The following is a 17,676-nucleotide window of genomic DNA, read 5'->3' on the forward strand; positions in this document are numbered from 1 at the left end:
GTACGAAAGGAGCCACCATAAATGGATAATAAAAGTTTAGCACATACAACGTGGAATTGTAAGTATCATATCGTCTTTGCGCCAAAGTATAGAAGGCAGATTATTTATGGTCAAATTAAAGCAGATGTTGGAAGAATATTGCGCCAATTATGTGAAAGAAAAGATGTAGAAATCATAGAGGCAACAGCCTGTCCTGACCATATTCATATGTTGGTAAGTATTCCTCCGAAATTGAGTGTATCTGCGTTCATGGGTTATTTAAAAGGGAAGAGTAGTCTAATGATTTTCGACCGACATGCGAATTTAAAGTATAAATATGGTAATCGTCAATTCTGGTGTCGAGGATACTATGTGGACACAGTCGGTCGAAATAAGAAAAAGATACAGGAGTATATAAAAAATCAATTACAAGAAGATATCCTGCAAGATCAAATGACGATGAAAGAATTCATTGACCCATTCACAGGAGAAGAAATCAAGAGAAAGAAAAAATAAGTAAGCCGCTTTAGCGGTTTGTGTGAAAACGGAGTGCGGTTGGCGGACCATTCAGAATGTCTTTAGACATGGGCCAGTACCCCAGCGTTTCACGCGCAGAGCAAACCACCAGTTATACTGGTGGTTCTGATTCACAGTAAAAAACGCTATTGATAGGAAGTCAAACTGTCGATGATGATGTTAGTAGGTAGTTGAAAAGGATTCTCTTTATTTATTCGATCATAAAACATTATGCCGTTTAAATGATCGATTTCATGTTGGACAACGATCGCCCCATAGCCCTGAAACGGCAGGATGAATTCTTGACCATCAATGTCATATGCTCTGACTTTAATGCGCTCGTATCTTGGCACAAAACCATGGACAGGTCGATTAACCGACAGGCAGCCTTCTCCATCAGGTAAATAAATCATATTGAGGGAATGACTTATGATTTTGGGATTGATAAACACCATTTCATTATGATCAAATAGTACAGCAAACATCCGTTTGTCTACACCTATTTGATTTGCAGACAACCCAGTTCCAGGGCGAAGCTTATATTTTTTTGCTAGCGTTGGATCTTGGCTGTTTTTGAGATATTGCAGCATCGCTAATAAAGTATTTCGATCCTCTTGGTTCAAGGGTGTCGTCACTTCTTCGGTTTGTTTTCGTAATAATATCGAGTCTTCTTTCACAAAATCTTTCATGGTAATGATCGAATCAGGAAGAAATTTAGTCATACATAAACACCTCATCAATACGGCTATTGAGGACTTTAGCCATCTTCAAAGCTAATGGCTCGTACTTATCATTTCCAATATAATTAATAGTCTGTCTAACAACACCGCATTCTTTCGCAAGTATAGCTTTGGTTATCCCTAATTTGTTTCTCAACATTTTGATCATACTCCTCAGGTTTATCCCTCCATTTTGTCTGAAGTGTTAGCCATTTATTTTATACTCTTTTTACTGAATGACCAAATGTTGTTACTATGTAACACGGTCATTTTATAGAGTTTTATGCCATTCTTCCTGCAAGATTGCGTAATAGTATTCATCCCACCAATTGTCACCATGCGGTATACATTTTTTAAAAAATCCTTCACGCCGCATACCGATCTTTTCCATCACTCGGTAAGAAGCTATATTTTCCGGTTGGCATGTTGCTATTATTCTATGAAGCTTCAATTTGGAAAATCCATAATCTAATAGGGCTTGAGCAGCTTCTGATGCATAGCCATGTTGCTGATAAGCAGGATTCAATACCCATCCAATTTCATAGGTATGTTCGCCAAAGCATCGATGAAAAACTAAATGACCAATAACTTCTGGTTGATCGTGTAAAGTAATGGCAAAATGCTTAGCTTGATCCGCGCTATTTTCTGTTATAAATTTTTGGACTTGTTCTTCCGTTAAAACACCTTCGGGCATATAATGCATCACCGTTTCATCAGACATATAGCTATAAACAGCCTGCCAATCTTGGGCTTCAAATTTTCGGATAAGTAATCGCTGTGTTGTGATGTTCATTTAATTTCCTCCAATAAATATAAATTTTTTCCTTTTATTATTAGTTATACACGACTAACATCTGGAAGTCATGTAAATTATGGCTAAGAAGTGTTATTAAGGGTTGGTATAACTGCATTTTAAGGGAAAGCATGCTATACTTTGCATACTGAAGTCATTAAGCTAGGTATTGAAAGGTGTGTAACAATGTTATCAAAGGAAAAAATTAACCGAATTAATGAACTTTCTGCTAAGGCCAAAAGTGGTCAATTAACAGAAGCAGAGGCTAAGGAGCGAACAGCGCTTCGCAAGGAGTACTTAGATACGTTTAGAGCGACTATGCGAGATACGATTGAAAATGTAAAAGTGGTAGATGCAGAAGGTAATGATGTGACACCAGAGAAAGTAAGACAAGCTAAAAAAAATAAATTTCTAAATTAATGTGACACAATTCAATAAAGTATGTATGAAAACGCAATTAGTATAACAAAAGCATTGTTTTCTAAAGCAATGTTGACTAAACTGTAAAAGAACAATATAGGACGAGAAAGGATGTCACAATATAATGACTCAACACGCGGATCTTTTAGCAATTAATGCTATTCGAACTTTGTCAATCGACGCTATCGAAAAAGCAAATTCTGGTCACCCAGGTTTACCAATGGGGGCGGCGCCAATGGCTTATACGCTATGGACAAAACAATTACGCCATAATCCAGCAAATCCAAAATGGTATAACCGTGATCGTTTTGTACTATCAGCTGGTCATGGTTCTATGCTTCTGTACAGCTTACTTCATCTTGGAGGCTATGGTTTACCAATGGAAGAAATTCAAAACTTCCGCCAATGGGATTCATTAACACCAGGACATCCTGAATACGGTCATACAGTAGGTGTAGAGGCAACAACTGGTCCGCTTGGTCAAGGGATTGCTATGACAGTTGGTATGGCAATGGCTGAGCGTCATTTAGCGGCTACTTACAATAAACCTGGTCATGATATCGTTGACCACTACACATTTGCCCTTTGTGGTGATGGTGACTTAATGGAAGGTGTAGCAGCTGAAGCTATTTCATTAGCTGGTCACTTAAAACTTGAAAAATTAATCGTACTTTACGATTCTAATGATATTTCTTTAGACGGTGACTTAGAAAAGTCATTCTCAGAAAACGTACAAAAACGCTTTGAATCTTATGGCTGGAATTACTTAAAAGTGGCTGATGGTACAGATGTAGATGCCATTAATGCCACAATTCAAGAAGCGAAAAAATCAACTGGCAAACCAACATTAATTGAAGTAAAAACAGTGATTGGTTTTGGTTCTCCAAATAAATCTGGTAAAGCAGATTCACATGGTGCGCCACTTGGTACAGATGAAGTTGTCTTAACGAAAGCTGCGTATGAATGGGCACACGAGCCATTCCAAATTCCTGCTGAAGTATACGATACATTTAATGCTGCTGCTGAAATACAAGGTGCACAATCTGAGGAAGCTTGGAATGCTAAATTTGCTGCATATAAAGAAGAGTTCCCAGAGTTAGCGGCTCAATTTGAAAAAGCGATGAATGGTGAATTACCAGAGGACTTTGCGTCAGAGCTACCAGTATATGAGGCAGGTAAATCTGTAGCAACACGTTCTTCTTCTGGTGACGCAATTAATGCTATTGCGAAGAAAACTCCTTCATTCTTTGGTGGTTCCGCTGACCTTGCTGGCTCCAATAAAACAACGATGAAGGGTGCAGGCGATTTCTCTGCAGACGATTATGCTGGTCGCAACATCTGGTTTGGTGTTCGTGAATTTGCAATGGGTGCTGCGATGAACGGTATGGCTCTTCATGGTGGTTTAAATGTATTTGGTGGTACGTTCTTCGTATTCTCTGATTATGTTCGTCCAGCAGTTCGTCTTTCTGCATTAATGGGGCTTCCTGTAACATATGTATTTACACATGACTCTATTGCAGTAGGGGAAGATGGTCCAACACATGAACCAATCGAACACCTTGCATCACTACGTGCGATGCCAAATCTATCTGTTATTCGTCCTGCGGATGCAAATGAATCAGCGGTAGCTTGGGAGCTTGCCGTAGCATCAGAAAAAACGCCAACTGTTTTAGTATTATCTCGTCAAAACTTACCTGTGCTTGACGCTTCTATTGAAACAGTTCGTGAGGGTGTTACGAAAGGTGCATACACAGTATCTCCTGCTACAAAAGAGGTAGCAGATGCTATTTTAATCGCAACAGGCTCTGAGGTTTCACTTGCTGTTGAAGCACAGAAAGCATTAAAAGCAGAAGGTGTGGATGTGGCAGTTGTTTCCATGCCGTCTATGGATCGCTTTGAAAAACAAGACGCAGCTTATAAAGAATCTGTCCTACCAAAAGCTGTGACAAAACGTCTTGCGATTGAAATGGGTGCATCATTTGGCTGGCATAAATATACTGGCTTTGAAGGTGACGTTCTTGCAATCGACAAGTTCGGTGCATCAGCTCCAGGTGAATTAGTAATGGAAAAATACGGATTCACTGTAGAAACTGTCGTAGCGAAAGTAAAAGCACTATAATTTACATTAAAATACCGCAACACTCAGCGAACTTAAACATCGACTGAGTGTTGCGGTACTTTTTTATTATGATAAAAATGAGATTATTGCAGAGGTGCTGCATCATTTTGCCAAGTATCCAAAGGAACAATTTATCATGATTGGGGCTCGTGAAAATGATTTTGATGCTATCGGTGTGACATATGGTTATGGATTACGACCAGAATTAGGAAAGGTATATTGCGGATCTAATCAAGTATCTCTAAATACATGAAAAAACTGCATGCTGACATGCAGTTTTTTATGTAGGTGTTATTTGGCAAGGCCATTTTGAAAAGCATAGACAACAGCCTGTGTACGATCTTGCACTTCGAGCTTTGCTAAAATATTGCTAACATGTGTTTTTACGGTCTTTAAGGCAATGTATAGTTCGTCAGCGATTTCCTGATTGGCTTTACCCTTTGCCATGAGCAATAATACTTCCATTTCACGGTCAGTGAGCTGTTCGTAAAGGGGCGTATTATTACCGTGGCGCATGCGGTGCATCATTTTGGATGTGACTTCTGGCTCTAATACTGTTTCGCCACCTATAGTTTTACGAATAGCATCGGCAATTTGTTTAGCATTAGAAGTTTTTAAAATATAGCTTACCGCACCAGCCTCTAAAGCAGGGTAGACTTTATCGTCATCTAAAAAACTAGTCACCATCATGATTTTTGCCTCTGGCCATGCCGTTAAAATTTCCGCTGTTGCCTCTGCTCCTGTCATGATGGGCATGACATTATCCATTAAAATAATATCAGGTCTTAGGGCAAGGGCACGCTCCACAGCCTCTTTGCCGTTTTCAGCCTCACCTACAACTGTAATATCTGGTTGTGCTGAAAGATAGGCTGAAACGCCAATCCGTACCATTTCATGATCATCCACTATGAGCACTTGTATCATCGATATGAACCTCCTCCTTCTGTAGCGGAATTTTAACCTCTACAATCGTTCCTTCTTCAGGTACGGACACAATTTTGTATGTGCAGCCAATTTCAACAGCTCGTTCAGCTATATTTTGTAAGCCATACGAAGTTGATTTATCGGCCTCCACATCAAAGCCTAACCCATTATCCTGAATTCGTAAAATGGCTAAGTCATCTCGTGCAACAAGCAGTAATTCCACTTCACTTGCTTTGGCATGACGGAGCGTGTTAGAGAGGGCTTCCTGTGCAATACGGAATAAATGGTCTTCTTCTGCTTTTGTTAAGGCCATTTCCTCTAGCTCATATTCAATATGGAAATAAACTTTTTGCTGAAGTTCAATAATCAATTCCTCTAAGCCTTGTGCTAGCGTTTTATTGTGTAGAGCTACAGGTCGTAAGTGGAGCAGCAATGCGCGCATTTCTAGCTGTGCCTGCTGAACAATTTTTTCCACCTGTTTTAAGCTAGTAGCATTTTCGTCATTTTCAGTTAATGCTGAGAGTAACATAGAGGCCGCAAATAATTGCTGTGATACGGAATCATGCAATTCCCTAGCAAGTCGTTGGCGTTCAGCAATAATACGCTCTTGAATAATTTTATCATTTGCTTCTGCTCGTTCATTGGAGAGTCGCTGTAAGCTTTTTCGCTGTGTATCGATTAATTCACTTGTTTGAACTATTGCCTTTTTTAATGATTTCGGAAGTGCTTGTTTTTTAGGGAAAATAAAATCAGGCTCGATTAATTGCTTCACAATGCGTGTTGCTTGAGCTTCTCGTGCCCGAGCAGTCATGCTGATCCAGCTAGCAAACAGGAAGCTAAGTACAAACAGGCTAACTACGATGATGCCTCCTAGCGGAATATTATCGTACGTCTGCTGCCACAATGGCTCCCATGTTTTTTCATCCGGATTGCCCCATACCGCCACAAGCAGACCGAAAACAGCACTCATTAAAATGAAAAATAGCGTAAACAATCTTGAGATAAAGGCAATCATTTTCGTAGCACCTCCAAATCTCCCAGCCAGGTTGCGACATGAATAATTAAAACGCGTTTAGCATCCTCAGGGTTGCCGTCAGCGAAAGTAATACTTTCATTTAAGATGCGTTGTGGCCCCTTATGTAAGCAGATAAGCTCACCAAATAACGTCGTATACTGTAAACGGAAAGGGATTTCATAGGGGATATAGATTTGAACTTTCCCGATCCCTTGTCGAATTGTAATGAGACTAGTGCCAGCAGGTAAGATTGTTTGTGTTGTATCAATCGTAATATCTCCTGCAAGGCGTTGAATTTGTACATCTTGCCATTTGTACGCTTCTGTAGGTGCTGGCATTGTGCCAATCAAGTCATTTTTAGTTGTAGGAAGCTTTTCAAAAAGCTCTGCACCGACTACCTTTGGTTCGTTTTCTCGTTGTAGGTATTGATAAAGCATATATAAGAGCATGATGACGACGAATAAACGTAGGCTCCACATGGTAAACAAAGCAATAGCAATGAAGAAAATTCCTGTCCATTTAAAAAAACGAACTTTTTTGGAAAAACTTAAATAAAGAAGTACTGCCCCAATCAATAAACAGAAGGCTCCGCCATTATTAAAAATAGTAAGCTCTACAAAGACGAGTAAAAAGAAGCATAGTACCCAAAATGTGAGCTTATTTGTTGTGAAATTTTGCAAGAGGGTCACCCTTCCTTTTACTAATAGTATAAGAGAGGGAATGGGACCCTCTATTTTTAAACGTGAAAGAATGCGCCTTATAAAGTTGGCGCATTGCTTTCATTATAACATGTTATTTATTTTCAATTAGCAGTGGTGAGTGATCTTCTGCTGCTTTTTTTTCTAAATCTGCCAGTCTTGCCTCGAAAGTTGTTACCTCATGATCTTTATCGATTTGGTAAGCTAATTTATCGATATAGGCTTCTAAATCTTCAAAATTTGTTTTATTGTTTTTGGCAATCATGCCGTCCATTTGATGGTGGGCACGTGTTACATTTTCTTTTCCCATCAGCTGTAATTGACGTACTTTCATATCTTTAATTTTATGCTTCATTGTTTCGAATTTACGCTCTAGCTCGAAGTATTCACGTGTACTCGATTCAATGCTCGCTTGTAGTGTATGATTACGAGCTGTGTAAGCCGTTACTTCATCTGTAGCGAAATCAATTAAATCCTGTTCACCACTAGTTGTTGCCAATGTTAGTTGGGCTTCACGTTTAGCTAGTAATTCAGCATTTTGCTTATATTCTTGCTCTAGCTTTTCTTTTAATTGCCCTTGTCGTTCTAATAATTTACCTGTTTGTTCTGTTTGTTTTTCTGCCTCACGAATGTATTGATTTAACATTGTAATCGGATTTTTTTGTTCCTTTTTATCAAATATTTGATGTAAGTCTGCCTCTACTGTATATCTAAAACGTTGAAATAAATTCATTTAATTTCGCTCCTTTTTTATTTTGTTAAGTTTGACCATTCTTTTTCAAAGTTTGTAAACGGATCTTCTTCTTTTTTCCCTTCGATTGTAGGGATTTTTACATCTTCGCCATTCCATTTTTTATAGATGACGTAGATAATAGCGATAGCTGCAAGACCGATCATTGCTGGAATGTTAGACACTGCTGATAGAACACCGATTAGACCAACTGTAAACCAGAAAATTTTACCGAATGTTGATTTGCTTGCAATGTAGAAATGCATGCCTAGTGCTACAAATAATCCGGAGAATAGTAAACCTGCCAGTGGTCCTATTAAGGCAAGTGCAACACATGCTGCGATGACGCCTCCAGTTAATAAAAGAAATTTTTTCATTTGTTTTAGCTCCTTTCGTTTGTACCTTTATGTTACCTATTTACAAGATTGTCTAAAACGGACTTGAAATTGATTTTGATCTAGGTCTTGAGGCTGAGAACCATCTAAGCTGTAACGAAAGTGGGTTTTTGGCGTATAAAACGAGCTGTTTTTTCTTGTTTTTGGAAAATAACTATTTTGTTTTATCAAAAAATACTATTTGTCATAAAGTCATTTATAGATGCGAAACTAGAATTTTTTCGACAAAAATAGAAGATAGATCCTTCCTTCGTTTGACAAATTAACAAGGTTGGATGAGCTATACTTATGGAAAAGAAACTGAGCGAAGGAGGATTTCTGGTGAGAACCTATTCTATATATAAGATAAAAGAAGAGCATTTAACATTTATTTTTGGCAGAGAGCGTAAGTTGTTAGAGATGATGCAAGGCTGTGAAGACGCCAACGAGAAATCCTTAAAAGAGCTTGCATATATATGTGAATCTGTTCGTTTTGAAGAAATTGCAGCGATGTTGGAACATCAACTTGATTCCAAATATGCACATTTAGAAAGAGCCCGCAATGCTTTGTTTTTAGAACATCCGATAAAAGGCAAAATGGCTATTTATTTGGTCGATCGTAAAATTTGTGTTTATTGTGAAGGTTCGCGAATGTTAGATTTAGATTTATTTCAAATGCTTGCCAAAATGAGTGAACGGTTTATTGCTTTTAATAAACAGGATAATGAGTGTGGGTGGTTAAAGCCGATGAAGTATACAATGCACTAGGAAAATTCACTACAATATATAGTAACACGCTATCATTTGGTGTATAATGGTGCGTGGAGAGTTTTTCTCGGTATATTGTAGTGGAGGAGGTTGGTTGTATGCCTACATGGGGCTGGATTATTATCGTAATTATCGCATTAGCAGCGGGAGCGGCACTTGGTTTCTATTTCGCTCGTCAAGCTATGATGAAATATTTAAAAGAAAACCCACCTATTAATGAGCAAATGATTCGTATGATGATGGCACAAATGGGTCGTACGCCGTCTGAAAAGCAAGTACGTCAAATGATGGCACAAATGAATAAATTCCAAAAGTAATCGGAATGATGAGAGCAACTAGTTCAAACTTAACTAGTTGTTTTTTTATATTTTTTACAGTATTTAAAAAATTCTTGAAAATCATATAATTCTATCGGGAAACTATGTATAATGGAATTACCATACGGAAAGGGGTTATGTATTTTGCAAAAAGAAAAGACAAATGTAGAAAGCTTTGATCTGGATCATACAAAAGTAAAGGCACCTTATGTTCGTTTAGCTGGTGTTAAAACGGGCCAAAATGGCGACGAAGTGTACAAATATGATATTCGCTTTAAACAGCCAAACAAAGAGCATATGGATATGCCTGCCTTACATTCTTTAGAGCATTTATCTGCTGACATTATTCGTAACTACTCTGATCACATTGTTGATTTTAGTCCAATGGGTTGCCAAACAGGCTTCTATGTATCACTGATTAATCATAATGATTATGAGGAATTATTAACTATTTTAGAGAAAACATTTATTGATGTGACAAAAGCAACAGCTGTTCCTGCATGCAATGAGGTGCAGTGTGGCTGGGCTGCTAGCCATAGCTTGGAAGGTGCACAATCATTAGCTGAAGAATTTTTAGCAAAACGAGATGAATGGCATATCGTTTTTGGAGAATAATCATTTATAAAACCTTGCGGAGATAATTCCGCAAGGTTTTCTTAGTGTTGAAAAACAAAACAGTCAATTGAAAGGGAGAAATGGATTTCCCTTGCAGGCTACTTGCTTTCCTGTGGGCGAGCGTCCCGAGCCGCTTCCTCCGCTATCGCTCCGTTTAGAGGCTCGCCTGTCTCGTTATCCCACGGGAGTCAAGTAGCCTCCACTCCAACCTACAAGAGTATTACCTTTTTAGCAAAGGTTTTCAAATAAGGCGAAGGTCTTCACTACTCTTTATGGAGAGGTGTTGTCACACATCACTTCCCCACATTGAAAATAAGAGCTTATTCCCTCTAAAAATAATGGGCTATTTAATCGCTATATTACTATGAAAAAAAGTAAAGACACTTTGCAGAATGGTTGATTGGAGTGGAGCCAGCGTCACTCCTAGGGGATTAGCGTCACAGATGAGACCCTGGAGCGAGCGTAAGTGAGTGAAGCGGCTCATCGGACGCCCCCTGGAAAGGGCGCTGGCGGAACGGAAATCAACCTCTCACCTTGCAAAGTTGCTTTTTCTGCCTTTGACATGATCTTTTTTCATGTGTGCTAAAAATGGAATGGAATGACATTGGAGGAGGAAGAATCGGGATTGATTTTTTGGTAAATAAAACTTTCTAAAAAATCATGAATTAAATCCTCATATTCATCCATATTTTCATTAAAGGACTGTGCATGTGCCCCAGTGTCAAAAAGTTTTAATTTTTTGGGACCTGCTTTTTTATTGTAGAGATCTAGTGACATCGACGCTGGGATAAATGTATCAGGAATACTGTGAATAAAGAGTACTGGTTTTTCAATATGTGTCACGGCTTCAGCAGGTGTTACACTTTTGAAGGAGTAGCCATCTCTGAGGCGAACAAAGAAATCGGCAAAGCGAATGGGAATAATCGAGCCATATTTAAATTCGGTTTTGGCGATTTGCTTCAACAACATGGAAAAATCGGAGAACGCACAGTCTGAAATATAGAAATCAGCACCATCTTCCACTGTTCCAGCATAAAGTAGCATAGTTGCTGCCCCCATGGATTCACCGTGAATCCCAAGGATAGCGTCTTCACCAATCATGGCTTTCACTGTCTTTACTACTGCATCAAGATCATTTTTTTCATAGTAGCCATAACTCGTTGTTTTGCCCCCAGATTCACCATGACGACGATGGTCAAAAATAACTGAATTATAGCCAAGTCTTTCAAATAATCGAGCATATTTTACGGAATTTATTTTATTTTCAGTGACACCGTGACAAATGATGATGGTGTTATTAGTTTGCAAAGGCTGAAACATAATGCCTCGAATTGAGTAGCCATTAGGTGAATCAATATTGAGTTCACATTTCAAGTTATTATTGTACCAAGCTTCATCAAAGCGCTTGGCAGTCGTTTCTCGTTCCCGAACAAACTCCGGGTCTTTTTGTTGAATATACATTAATTTATTGGAAAGCGCGAAGCCGAACAGACCTGTTGCAGCTGCGGCTAGCGTTGTTGTAATACCAGAGAATAAAAGCATCTTCTTTTTCATCATAAAACACCTCCACATGCTGTTTCTTATTTGTAATGTTCCCAACTAAGATTGTTTAAAACACGTCAACATTTTACAATATCTTTGGCAAAACTGCGATTATTTCTATTATCGAAAATCGTCAAAATATTTGTTAAAATATACATATCTGCTAGTAGCATATGCATGCAGTGTTGATTTTTGAACGGGGAAAAGGGGAGAATGATTATGACAAACGAGGTAGTAATCGTGAGTGCTGTGCGTACAGCGATAGGCTCATTTCAGGGGACATTAAAAGACGTACCAGCAACAACATTAGGTAGCATTGTTATTAAAGAGGCGTTAGCACGTGCAGGTGTAGCAGGAGAACAAGTAGATGAGGTCATTATGGGGAATGTCTTATCAGCTGGCCTTGGACAAAATCCAGCTCGCCAAGCCGCAATCAAGGCAGGCTTACCACATGAGGTTTCTGCTTTAACCATTAATAAAGTATGTGGATCAGGTTTAAAGGCTGTTCATTTAGCCACACAGGCAATTGTAGCGGGAGATGCTGAAATTATTGTTGCGGGGGGCTTTGAAAATATGAGTCAAGCACCTTACGTCTTAAAAAATGCACGAGAAGGCTTCCGAATGGGCGATCAAAAGGTAGTAGATACAATGATTCATGATGGTCTATGGTGTGCTTTTAATGATTACCATATGGGGATTACTGCTGAAAATTTATGTGATGTGTATGATATTTCACGAGAAGAGCAGGATGCCTTTGCTGCTCGCTCGCAGCAACGTGCCGAGGCAGCTATTGCGGCAGGGAAGTTTGCAAAAGAAATCGTTACTGTAGAGATTCCGCAGCGGAAGGGAGACCCTATTCTTTTCAATAAGGATGAATTTCCACGAGCAGGTGTGACAGCAGAGGCTTTAGCAAAGCTACGACCAGCATTTAAAAAGGATGGCTCAGTTACCGCAGCGAACGCATCGGGTATTAATGATGGTGCAGCAGCAGTTGTGGTGATGTCAAAGGAAAAAGCACAAAAGCTAGGCATTCAACCAATGGCGATTATTACAGCGAATGCCAGCGCAGGTGTCGATCCAGCTATTATGGGGACAGGTCCTGTAAAAGCCGTCCAAAAAGCACTAACAAAAGCAGAGACAACTTTAGACGGTATCGATTTAATTGAAGCAAATGAAGCATTTGCAGCACAATCAATTGCTGTAGATCGTGAATTAAGCTTTAATCATGATAAACTAAACGTTAACGGGGGTGCTATTGCTCTTGGTCATCCAATCGGTGCAAGTGGTGCTCGTATTTTAGTGACGCTATTACATGAAATGGAAAAGCGTGACGCAAAAACGGGCTTAGCCACATTATGTATTGGCGGTGGTCAAGGCGTAGCGACTGTTGTAAAGCGCCCTTGATATCAATAAGAAGGTGAATGTAATGGGAAAGAAACGAAAACAGCAGCAACGTACTGACAATAGCACGACAGCTAGCCTACCTAAGCAAGAGGCGGTCACATTAGCGGACCAGCTTGGTGGCGATGTGCTCGCAAAATTAAAAGCGGCGAAGCAAGATTTAACAGCAAAAGAGCAGGTGGCAGAGGAAGAACGTCAAGCAAAATTAGCGTTTGAACGCAAACAGCGTGAAAAAAATAAATCGTTTGAAGAATTACTAAACGAATACGGTGATAAAGGCTCTAAATTTTAAGAAAAAAACAGTGAATTCACATAGGTGGGTTCACTGTTTTGTCTTTTATAGCATTTAAATTATGTCGTTATAGTCGATATACAAAGAGAGATTTTTGAATTTAATGGAACGGGAGACGCTGCCAATAACATATACCTAATTGTAGTTTAGTATCAATTAAATTATGTTAGGAGAACAACATGGTAGAATTACAGACAGAAAGAATAAGATTAATTCCTTTAAACGCCGAGTATCTAAAATTACTAATAGAGCATGAGAAACAAATGGCCAAGCAGTTGTCATTAAGTATGGGTGAGGGGCGTTTAGATTGTGAGCTTAAACAAGCATTGTATTTTAGACTTTCCAAAGTCGTAGAAGATGAGCAAAACTATCTTTGGCATACGAACTGGTTACTTGTGTTAAAAGAGGAAAATTGTGCTGTTGGTGGCATAATGCTAAAAGGTATGCCAAATGACCAAGAGGAAGTTGTGATTGGGTATTATACTTTTCCTCCTTATCAGGGGCAGGGCTATATGACAGAATCAATCATAGCTCTTCAAAACTGGTTACTTCATCAGCTAAATGTAAAATACGTTATTGCAGATACCGAAAAAGATAATGTGGCATCCCATCGAGTTTTAGAAAAAGCAGGAGCTGCCTTGTATAAAGAAACAAACTCCCTCTATTTTTGGAGATTCCAACTTTAAAAAAATGGCTAAGACAAAAGACTATAATTGTGCCTTTTGTCTTTATTTTGGTGAAAAATGGTAATGTCACAAAAAAGATTTTTTAGCAAGGCGAGGAGTTCCGTTCCGCCAGCGTCCTTTTCAGGGGGCGTCCGATGATCTGCTTCCCTCACTTACGTTCGCTCCAGGGTCTTCTCTGTGACGCTGGCTCCACTCCACATTAACCATTCTGTAAAAGTGTCAGTAGCAGTAGTGAATAAAATATTTCTATTTTTAGAGAGTGGAGACGGGATTAATCACCACTACCATCAATAAAGTAGTGAACACCTTCATTTTATTTGTGAAACCTTTGTAAAAAAGAGAACTCTTTTGTGGAGCGGCAAACCTTTTTTACTTTAAATTCTATGGATATTTTGTTATTCAACACTATAAAGACAAAAGGCTACGGTAATGCCTTTTGTCTTTTATTTTTAAGTATCTTTCTCAGTGCAACAACGAGACTAACAAAAACAATGGCTCCAGCTGTATCGACCAAGACATCTTGGAAGCTCATTGTGCGACCTGGTGTAAAGCTTTGACGAAATTCATCACTGATAGCAATTGTAGCTGTTCCTGCAATGGCAATACTTGCTGCAAAACGTCTTTTTCCCCAAGCAAAATACAAACCAAGTGCAATGCATCCAAACCCAATAAAATGTGTCAATTTACGAATTAAAAACTCTACAAATGGAAAATAACCACGTTCTTCAACGGAAACGATGGTTCCCCAATAGGGAATTTTTAAAACAGATAATTGTTTTTCAAAAGGTTTATTGGCAAGTAGATCTTCTAATTCTGGTAGGATACTCTGTTGCTCATAGGTCATACTAGAGGAAATTACTAATATGACAAGACAGATGATGAAGACCAGCCATTTTTTCATCGGTGTTCTTGATACTGCTCATTTTTAGTCAGTTTATTGGCTGCATTAAAATCTGTGATTACATTGATTTTTTCATAGGCAGCTAGCGTTTGTGCTAGCTGTTGTTGTGAGCTTGCGCCAATAACCGTTGAAGCGATCGTAGGCTCTTTCAAATTAAAGGCGATGGCCAGCGCATGTAAATCATCATATTGTAAAGCTAAGTCTGTTAACGATGCTGTTAATTCCTCTGCCGTATAGCCGTTAAAACCATTGACCTGTTGTAGACGTTGTTGCCAGCTATTTGTTAATAAGCCCTTTGCCACTGTGCCACGTGTTACAACAGATGCACCTTGATTTGCAATAAACTCAAACCATTCTTCAGGGCGACGATCTAGAGCACTGTATTGCATCATAACGCTTTTAGCTGAGCTTGCAGGTAAAAATCGCTGCAATACATTTGGACGAATAGAAGAAATGCCATATTCACGAATGAGCCCTTCTTTTTTAAGTCCTTCAAATGTGTCAATAATTCCATCCCAATCATCTTCGATTGTGCCGCCATGTAATTGATAGACATCAATATAGTCTGTACCTAGTCGTCGTAAGCTAGCATGGGCAGCTTCTTTAATATAGTCTGGGGATGCGTCCCAATGCCAACCATCGATGCCTTCTGTCCAACGGTTTCCTACCTTTGTTGCTAAGATGACATCATGACGACGTTTACCTAACGTTGTACCAATGATTTCTTCGTTTGCACCAAAATCATATAAATCCGCTGTGTCGATATAATTAATCCCGGCATCTAATGCCATATCGACAATGGCAGCTGCTTGCTTTTTATCTGTCGAAAGAGACATGCCTCCTAAACTAATCTCTGAAATAAACAATTCACTTATGCCAAGCTGTCTTTTTTTCATATGATCGTCCTCCTTCGATTTCTCTACTTGTAATGGTACAATGAACATATCTGAAGAACAAGCGAGGTTATCGTCAGTGAAAAAGTTTGAGGAAAAAACAACGACAACAACACCAATCTATGACGGAAGAATAATAAAACTACAAATTGATGAGGTAACTTTACCAAATGGACAGGTTGCGAAACGTGAAATCATAAAGCATCCCGGTGCCGTAGCAGTTATTGCCGTTACGGACGAGGGGAAACTAGTGTTGGTAGAACAATATCGTAAAGCGCTTGAACGTTCAATCATTGAAATTCCGGCAGGGAAGCTGGAACCTGGTGAGGAGCCAGTGGTGACAGCACGTCGTGAATTAGAGGAAGAGACAGGCTATGGAGCGCATAAACTGACTTTTTTACAAACATTTGCAACATCACCAGGCTTTGCGGATGAAGTTATTCATTTGTTTGTAGCGAGGGAATTATATACAATAGATAATAAAGCAGATTTAGATGAGGATGAATTTGTCGAATTATTAGAAGTTTCGTTGGAAGAAGCACAAATAATGGTGGCAGATCAGCGTATATATGATGCTAAAACGGCATTTGCAGTACTCTGGCTGGCTGCAAATTTAGAAAATAATCTTTTAGCATAATAGAGACGGACGAGCATAAGCTGTACAAACCTTGATAGAAAAGGAGCATGTTTATGTCTCGTACGGTGTCTATTTTTTATCACGCTTCCATCATTGCAGTAAGTTTTGTTTGCGGCGTTATTTTCTTTCATATTATTGGTGGACCGAAAGCGGAACCATTTATATTATTTATAGAGCCTCGTTTAGCAGATGGGGACAGGCACTCCATTTTTCGTTTAGTACTGCCTGTCACTATTTCTATAGGTCTTGTATTATTACTAGCAACACATAGCGTATTAAAAGTTTTAGTGCGTGTGACAGTAGCCATACGTGCCACTTTTTTTGGCTTTAGTTCTGTTTTTTTATTACAAAAACTTGAAGCTTTTTGGCTTTATACGATTTGGTGGTTTCCATTTCAGCTCATCTATTGTATATTGTTGCTAGTCCTATGCAATTTACTTGTACCCGCTTGGTCCAAGCGAAAAATCGGGAAACAAGTATCTGGTCGAACAATTTTGTTGAATTTTATCGCATTTTTCATCATAATAGTTGCTGAGTTTATTGTTATTGCTTATGTGTTAAAATGAAGGATTGAATGGACAGAAATTGTGATCAGATAAAAAATAGAAGCATGTTAGAAATCTATTCACTATCTTGTAATAGGATTTACTCCTTTGGTATAATGGAAAGAGTTTAGGGGGGCGTCACATGGAGAGCCGAATTGATCGTATAAAAAAACAGCTGCATAGTGCTAGTTACAAGCTGACGCCGCAGCGAGAAGCGACAGTTGCTGTCTTGCTTGAGCACGAAGAGGACCACCTAAGTGCTGAGGATGTTTATCTTTTAGTAAAAGAAAAAGCACCAGAGATTGGTCTAGCTACTGTTTATAGAACGTTAGAATTATTAACTGAGCTCAAAATTGTCGACAAAATCAACTTTGGCGATGGCGTATCGCGCTATGACCTACGCCAAGAGGGAGCTGCCCATTTCCACCATCATCTTGTTTGTATCGAATGTGGTGCTGTTGATGAAATTCAAGAAGATTTACTTGAAGATGTGGAAGCCGTTGTTGAAAAACGTTGGAACTTTATTATAAAAGATCACCGACTAACTTTCCACGGCATATGCTGGCGCTGTCATGATAAAAACGACGAATCGAATGAAGAAAAATAACAAAAAGCTGTCTGTTTTAATCTTAAGTATAGATTGAATCGGGCAGTTTTTTGTTTTTTTTTGAGGCAGCAAATGTTTTTGTTCCGAAAGCGAAGTGTAAGAACAGAAGTTTCCTCGGGCGAGCTTAATGAAAGAGTTATTAATAACTTGGACACATTTAAATAGAGTGGCCTTGGATTAAATAT

24 protein-coding genes are annotated in these 17,676 nt (G+C 38.9%); 13 read left to right on the forward strand and 11 right to left on the reverse strand.

All coding sequences use genetic code 11. The features are described from left to right. Positions 1-21: 21 nt before the first annotated feature. The gene (tnpA, locus tag V6670_RS06015; protein WP_036129052.1) at positions 22-495 is read left to right on the forward strand and encodes an IS200/IS605 family transposase; all 474 of its coding nucleotides are present in this window, start codon (positions 22-24) and stop codon (positions 493-495) included. Positions 496-641: 146 nt separating this feature from the next. Here tnpA and def read toward each other — a convergent pair whose 3' ends face one another. From def to V6670_RS06030, 3 genes are all read right to left on the reverse strand, one after another. Then, a complete protein-coding gene (gene def, locus V6670_RS06020; protein ID WP_141903541.1) occupies positions 642-1,217 on the reverse strand; it encodes a peptide deformylase in 576 nt (191 codons plus the stop codon). Then, the gene (locus V6670_RS06025) at positions 1,210-1,374 is read right to left on the reverse strand and encodes a transcriptional regulator (protein WP_338653126.1); all 165 of its coding nucleotides are present in this window, start codon (positions 1,372-1,374) and stop codon (positions 1,210-1,212) included. The genes def and V6670_RS06025 overlap by 8 nt, the downstream gene beginning before the upstream one ends. Positions 1,375-1,485: 111 nt before the next feature. Beyond that, on the reverse strand, positions 1,486-2,007 hold the full coding sequence (locus V6670_RS06030; protein ID WP_338653128.1) for a GNAT family protein: 522 nt from the start codon (positions 2,005-2,007) through the stop codon (positions 1,486-1,488). Between the two features lie 186 nt (positions 2,008-2,193). On the opposite strand from V6670_RS06030, the gene V6670_RS06035 reads away from it, so the two are divergent. The 3 genes from V6670_RS06035 (at position 2,194) to V6670_RS06045 (ending at position 4,799) form a co-directional block, all read left to right on the forward strand. Next, a complete protein-coding gene (locus V6670_RS06035) occupies positions 2,194-2,427 on the forward strand; it encodes a DUF896 domain-containing protein (protein WP_036128062.1) in 234 nt (77 codons plus the stop codon). A 124-nt stretch (positions 2,428-2,551) separates the two neighbouring features. Further along, positions 2,552-4,546 carry a transketolase gene (gene tkt, locus V6670_RS06040; RefSeq protein WP_338653131.1) on the forward strand — a complete coding sequence of 665 codons (1,995 nt, stop codon included), beginning with the start codon at positions 2,552-2,554 and terminating at the stop codon, positions 4,544-4,546. Between the two features lie 94 nt (positions 4,547-4,640). Then, entirely contained in the window at positions 4,641-4,799 is a 159-nt protein-coding gene (locus V6670_RS06045; RefSeq protein ID WP_338653133.1) for a hypothetical protein, read from the forward strand. 38 nt (positions 4,800-4,837) lie between these two features. On the opposite strand, the gene V6670_RS06050 is transcribed toward V6670_RS06045, so the two are convergent. From V6670_RS06050 to V6670_RS06070, 5 genes are all read right to left on the reverse strand, one after another. Further along, positions 4,838-5,470, reverse strand: coding sequence for a response regulator transcription factor (locus V6670_RS06050; protein ID WP_036128056.1), 633 nt, complete (start codon positions 5,468-5,470; stop codon positions 4,838-4,840). After that, a complete protein-coding gene (locus tag V6670_RS06055; RefSeq protein WP_141903544.1) occupies positions 5,445-6,485 on the reverse strand; it encodes a sensor histidine kinase in 1,041 nt (346 codons plus the stop codon). The genes V6670_RS06050 and V6670_RS06055 overlap by 26 nt, the downstream gene beginning before the upstream one ends. After that, positions 6,482-7,165: a cell wall-active antibiotics response protein LiaF gene (liaF, locus tag V6670_RS06060; RefSeq protein ID WP_036128050.1), complete on the reverse strand. Its 684-nt coding sequence runs from the start codon at positions 7,163-7,165 to the stop codon at positions 6,482-6,484. Before liaF ends, V6670_RS06055 begins: the two co-directional genes overlap by 4 nt. A gap of 112 nt (positions 7,166-7,277) precedes the next feature. Next, on the reverse strand, positions 7,278-7,916 hold the full coding sequence (locus tag V6670_RS06065) for a PspA/IM30 family protein (protein ID WP_141903545.1): 639 nt from the start codon (positions 7,914-7,916) through the stop codon (positions 7,278-7,280). Positions 7,917-7,933: 17 nt separating this feature from the next. Continuing rightward, the gene (locus V6670_RS06070; protein ID WP_089932065.1) at positions 7,934-8,290 is read right to left on the reverse strand and encodes an ABC transporter permease; all 357 of its coding nucleotides are present in this window, start codon (positions 8,288-8,290) and stop codon (positions 7,934-7,936) included. Between the two features lie 306 nt (positions 8,291-8,596). Between V6670_RS06070 and sirA the strand changes: the two genes are divergently transcribed. The 3 genes from sirA to V6670_RS06085 all read left to right on the forward strand — a co-directional run bounded on the left by sirA (position 8,597) and on the right by V6670_RS06085 (position 9,987). Beyond that, a complete protein-coding gene (gene sirA, locus V6670_RS06075) occupies positions 8,597-9,055 on the forward strand; it encodes a sporulation inhibitor of replication protein SirA (protein WP_170829784.1) in 459 nt (152 codons plus the stop codon). Positions 9,056-9,153: 98 nt separating this feature from the next. Continuing rightward, complete coding sequence (locus V6670_RS06080) at positions 9,154-9,372, forward strand: YneF family protein (RefSeq protein ID WP_004232154.1); 219 nt, start codon at positions 9,154-9,156, stop codon at positions 9,370-9,372. A gap of 111 nt (positions 9,373-9,483) precedes the next feature. Beyond that, positions 9,484-9,987: an S-ribosylhomocysteine lyase gene (locus V6670_RS06085; RefSeq protein ID WP_141903546.1), complete on the forward strand. Its 504-nt coding sequence runs from the start codon at positions 9,484-9,486 to the stop codon at positions 9,985-9,987. A gap of 582 nt (positions 9,988-10,569) precedes the next feature. On the opposite strand, the gene V6670_RS06090 is transcribed toward V6670_RS06085, so the two are convergent. Next, the gene (locus V6670_RS06090) at positions 10,570-11,541 is read right to left on the reverse strand and encodes an alpha/beta hydrolase (RefSeq protein WP_141903547.1); all 972 of its coding nucleotides are present in this window, start codon (positions 11,539-11,541) and stop codon (positions 10,570-10,572) included. A gap of 207 nt (positions 11,542-11,748) precedes the next feature. On the opposite strand from V6670_RS06090, the gene V6670_RS06095 reads away from it, so the two are divergent. From V6670_RS06095 to V6670_RS06105, 3 genes are all read left to right on the forward strand, one after another. Continuing rightward, positions 11,749-12,933 carry an acetyl-CoA C-acetyltransferase gene (locus tag V6670_RS06095; RefSeq protein WP_186436103.1) on the forward strand — a complete coding sequence of 395 codons (1,185 nt, stop codon included), beginning with the start codon at positions 11,749-11,751 and terminating at the stop codon, positions 12,931-12,933. A gap of 22 nt (positions 12,934-12,955) precedes the next feature. After that, positions 12,956-13,222: a YqkE family protein gene (locus V6670_RS06100; protein ID WP_338653149.1), complete on the forward strand. Its 267-nt coding sequence runs from the start codon at positions 12,956-12,958 to the stop codon at positions 13,220-13,222. 179 nt (positions 13,223-13,401) lie between these two features. Then, complete coding sequence (locus V6670_RS06105; RefSeq protein ID WP_338653151.1) at positions 13,402-13,908, forward strand: GNAT family N-acetyltransferase; 507 nt, start codon at positions 13,402-13,404, stop codon at positions 13,906-13,908. Between the two features lie 421 nt (positions 13,909-14,329). Here V6670_RS06105 and V6670_RS06110 read toward each other — a convergent pair whose 3' ends face one another. Next, positions 14,330-14,809: a VanZ family protein gene (locus tag V6670_RS06110; RefSeq protein ID WP_338653153.1), complete on the reverse strand. Its 480-nt coding sequence runs from the start codon at positions 14,807-14,809 to the stop codon at positions 14,330-14,332. After that, a complete protein-coding gene (locus tag V6670_RS06115) occupies positions 14,806-15,705 on the reverse strand; it encodes an aldo/keto reductase (RefSeq protein WP_338653155.1) in 900 nt (299 codons plus the stop codon). The genes V6670_RS06110 and V6670_RS06115 overlap by 4 nt, the downstream gene beginning before the upstream one ends. A gap of 76 nt (positions 15,706-15,781) precedes the next feature. Here V6670_RS06115 and V6670_RS06120 point away from each other — a divergent pair, with 76 nt between their 5' ends. From V6670_RS06120 to V6670_RS06130, 3 genes are all read left to right on the forward strand, one after another. Continuing rightward, complete coding sequence (locus V6670_RS06120; protein WP_089932069.1) at positions 15,782-16,339, forward strand: NUDIX hydrolase; 558 nt, start codon at positions 15,782-15,784, stop codon at positions 16,337-16,339. Positions 16,340-16,392: 53 nt separating this feature from the next. Beyond that, entirely contained in the window at positions 16,393-16,905 is a 513-nt protein-coding gene (locus V6670_RS06125; RefSeq protein ID WP_036127953.1) for a hypothetical protein, read from the forward strand. Between the two features lie 121 nt (positions 16,906-17,026). Next, complete coding sequence (locus tag V6670_RS06130; protein ID WP_004232171.1) at positions 17,027-17,491, forward strand: Fur family transcriptional regulator; 465 nt, start codon at positions 17,027-17,029, stop codon at positions 17,489-17,491. Positions 17,492-17,676: the final 185 nt, after the last annotated feature.

The organism is Lysinibacillus sp. Y5S-8 (assembly GCF_036894365.1).
Classification (GTDB): Bacteria; Bacillota; Bacilli; order Bacillales_A; family Planococcaceae; genus Lysinibacillus; species Lysinibacillus fusiformis_D.